Origin of the sequence: Streptomyces sp. NPDC001941 (genome assembly GCF_040296945.1) — a bacterium.
Taxonomy (GTDB): domain Bacteria; phylum Actinomycetota; class Actinomycetes; order Streptomycetales; family Streptomycetaceae; genus Streptomyces.
On record NZ_JBEOYE010000218.1, the window covers coordinates 1 to 3,399 of the forward strand.

3 protein-coding genes are annotated in these 3,399 nt (G+C 34.7%); 2 read left to right on the top strand and 1 reads right to left on the bottom strand.

Features of this window, described 5'->3' with window-relative positions; translation table 11 throughout:
- Nucleotides 1–719 precede the first annotated feature (719 nt).
- Nucleotides 720–1,994 carry a polysaccharide deacetylase family protein gene (locus ABT160_RS46580; protein ID WP_350802162.1) on the bottom strand — a complete coding sequence of 425 codons (1,275 nt, stop codon included), beginning with the start codon at nt 1,992–1,994 and terminating at the stop codon, nt 720–722.
- A 192-nt stretch (nt 1,995–2,186) separates the two neighbouring features.
- On the opposite strand from ABT160_RS46580, the gene ABT160_RS46585 reads away from it, so the two are divergent.
- Both ABT160_RS46585 and ABT160_RS46590 read left to right on the top strand, forming a co-directional pair.
- The gene (locus tag ABT160_RS46585) at nt 2,187–2,867 is read left to right on the top strand and encodes an IS6 family transposase (protein ID WP_191904769.1); all 681 of its coding nucleotides are present in this window, start codon (nt 2,187–2,189) and stop codon (nt 2,865–2,867) included.
- 164 nt (nt 2,868–3,031) lie between these two features.
- The coding region (locus ABT160_RS46590) for a pentapeptide repeat-containing protein (RefSeq protein ID WP_351656392.1) at nt 3,032–3,399 on the top strand (368 nt) is incomplete at its 3' end.

Here is a 3,399-nt window from a genome sequence, read left to right on the forward strand (position 1 = left end):
TTATATGGTCTATTTTGTTATAATGATTGTAACCGAATAGGGCGCAATGCTTATTACAAAATAGACCATATAAAACCATAAATACTGCAAGCTATCACATTGTAATACAAAACACTTCGTTCTTGTATTACAATGTGGCTTGAAAAGGGGGAAGTTTCACTTTCCCCTTTTATCCCCTTTGGATTGTGTCGATTTGCTTTACGCAAACGCCACCTACCCATTTTATAAAAATAAAATGGGCAAAAGATCTTTCTTTTTGTCATACAAAAAGAAGAAAAAGAGGGACGATTTTCTTCTTCCGAAATCGTCCCTCTTTTTGGATGAACGAACAAAAAATCTCTCGTATTTTGTTTGTTCATCCACTAAAAATATGCGAACAGTATGGCTTCATTCAATTCTGTTCTTACAAGTCAAAAGCATCGAATCGTCCAAGGACGATTCAACAAAAAAAGTAGTCGTTTTTGGACGACTACTAAGTTCTAAACATTCATTACCCAAAATCAATTTGGTCTAACATCGTTTCTCGACTAGCTTGATCTAATCCAAGATACGTTAAGGTCATGGCTTCACTTGAATGGTTTAATAAATGCATCACTAAACCAATATTATAGTTTGACTGCGTATAGACCCTATAAGCGCCTGTTTTACGCATGGTATGCGTTCCTAGATAGTTAATTCCTACTTATTGTCGGCGGAGCTGGACGCTTCTTTCACAACCTCTATCCTCGATCTTTTTGGTCATACACTTCTTTGACGTTGATAAATTGATCAAGTATTGGATTTTCTCCTTTTAGGTCAGCTTCGAAACGGATACCGTCAATATTGATTCTGGCGTTACGGTAGTAGTCAGTTCCTAGTTGTCCCCATGCAGGAGTTGAGGCATCGACATTGCAGAAGATATCAAATCCTTGTTGTTTCAAGTAAGCAAATTTTTGATTTGCTTCAGAATAAGGTTGCCAATCGCTGATGTCAGCGCCAAATGGGTAGATCAAAATATTTGTTTTGCCTAAAATAGGTGCAACTTCATTTTGCCAACGTTCATTATCTTGTTGGATATCGGCTAAAGAAGCTTGTGTCATATTCAAGTGTCCCCAAGTATGAGAAGCAAAACTCCAACCATCTTTCTTTAATTGATCAGCAACTTTTTTGGCTGCTTCGATTTCTTTGTTTGTTTTTTCGTTATCACCATATTCTGATTTTGATGTACGGTAACCTAATACACCATTATAGCCTGTTAAAGCTAATGTTCCTTTGGCGCCTTGATAAGAAAAATCGGGATGTTTTTTAATGAATGAATCGATCAATGGAACCATATCATAGTCACCAACAGTTTCCTTCTTATTGTCGATATAAATATTCTTGATTTGGTTCTGTTTATCGACAATCAACTTACTTGGAAATCCTGAATTGTCCATGTATTCATAATAGCTGACATCGTCTTGCGAAAGAATTAACGGTTTCTTTCCTTCTGGAAGAGAAACACCTGTAAAGGTCAGTTTTCCATCTGTTCCTTTTTTGACTAATCCATTTAGATTAACAAGAACATAGTTATTTTTATATAACTGATCAATGGTTTTATTGAATTCGGAAATAGTGACCATATAATCTTTATACCCTTGTGCTTGCTGGGTATGAAAAGCCTTAGCTGGATCAACAATCAGACTATGAAAGAAGACGTGTGAGATTTTGGTCGGGTCTTCCCATTTTACCAAGGATTCTTTTTCTTTTTTCAAAGTTGCTAACAATTGTTGCGCTTCTTTGGCGTCGTCTTTTTCAAGTAAGGCGATGGCTTCATCATAATGATAACTTGCAGCAAGCTGTTTTGCTTGATCAAGCTGTTTCGTCGTTTGTTTATCTTCAACAGGTTTTGAGCTGCTGCTTGAGTGTTGAGTTGTTTGACTAGTGTTTTCTAATTTATTGTTTGTTACTGCTTGTGTAACAAAAAAGATACTTACACCTAGAATAATAACAGTGCATACAGAAGTGACAGCCAATATGATTTTGTGTGTATGTTTCATTTTATCGTCCCCTACTACTTTTTGATTTCAAAAACCCCCGTAAGCTTTTCTTAACCTTTTGAAAAACTTCCCATAACCATTGTAACGAATATAGGGTTCTGTTGCAAAGTTTTAAATCTACTATCAAATAAGGTAGAATAATAGAAAAAGATAGCAGGAGGAATGACGATGAATCATTTTAAAGAAAAGCAATTTCAGCAGGATGTGATTATTGTAGCCGTGGGCTACTATCTTCGTTATAACCTTAGCTATCGTGAAGTTCAAGAAATCTTATATGATCGTGGCATTAACGTTTCTCATACGACGATTTATCGTTGGGTACAAGAATATGGCAAACTACTCTATCAAATTTGGAAAAAGAAAAATAAAAAATCCTTTTATTCATGGAAAATGGATGAAACGTACATCAAAATTAAAGGAAAATGGCATTATTTGTATCGAGCCATCGATGCAGATGGTTTAACCTTGGATATTTGGTTACGTAAAAAACGGGACACACAAGCAGCCTATGCTTTTCTTAAGCGGTTAGTGAAGCAGTTTGATGAACCGAAGGTTGTAGTCACAGATAAAGCCCCCTCTATTACAAGTGCCTTTAAGAAACTAAAAGAATACGGCTTTTATCAAGGGACAGAACATCGTACCATTAAATACCTGAATAATTTGATTGAACAAGACCATCGTCCAGTAAAGAGACGCAATAAATTCTATCGAAGTTTACGCACTGCCTCTACCACGATTAAGGGCATGGAAGCCATTCGAGGAATATACAAAAAGAACCGAAGAAATGGAACGCTCTTCGGCTTTTCGGTATCTACTGAAATTAAAGTTTTGATGGGTATACCAGCATAGTCAAAGTATCAGAATTGGACTTTTGTACTCAGTATTGAAACTTTGCAACAGAACCAAATTTTTTTCAGAAATGTTATAATGGTAATAAAAATATAAGTAAATTTCATATACAAACTATATTGTTTTAAAATGCTAAAAACAAAGACTAGGAGATTGATGCAAAGGTGGTTAGCCAAAAAGATTATGAATATATCCACTGTTTGTCCGTAGAGTATTTCAGAAAAACGTTTTCGAAAATTTCTTTAGGTGAAAGCTTAATAGAAAACTCTACTTTCAAACAATGTTATTTTGAAAAGTTAGGAATGAAAAATGCTGTTCTAAAAAAAATTAAGTTTCTTCAATGTGAAATGATAGATTGTTATATGAGACACACAGAATATGAAGAGTGCGAGTTCATCGGGTGTAAGTTTATAAATTGTAATCTTGAAAAAGCGAAATTTTCAAAATCTACTTTTAGGTACGTAGCTTTTGAAAATTGTTTACTGAATGTTGATTCAATAATTAAATCATCACCTACAGAAGCTAATTTAAA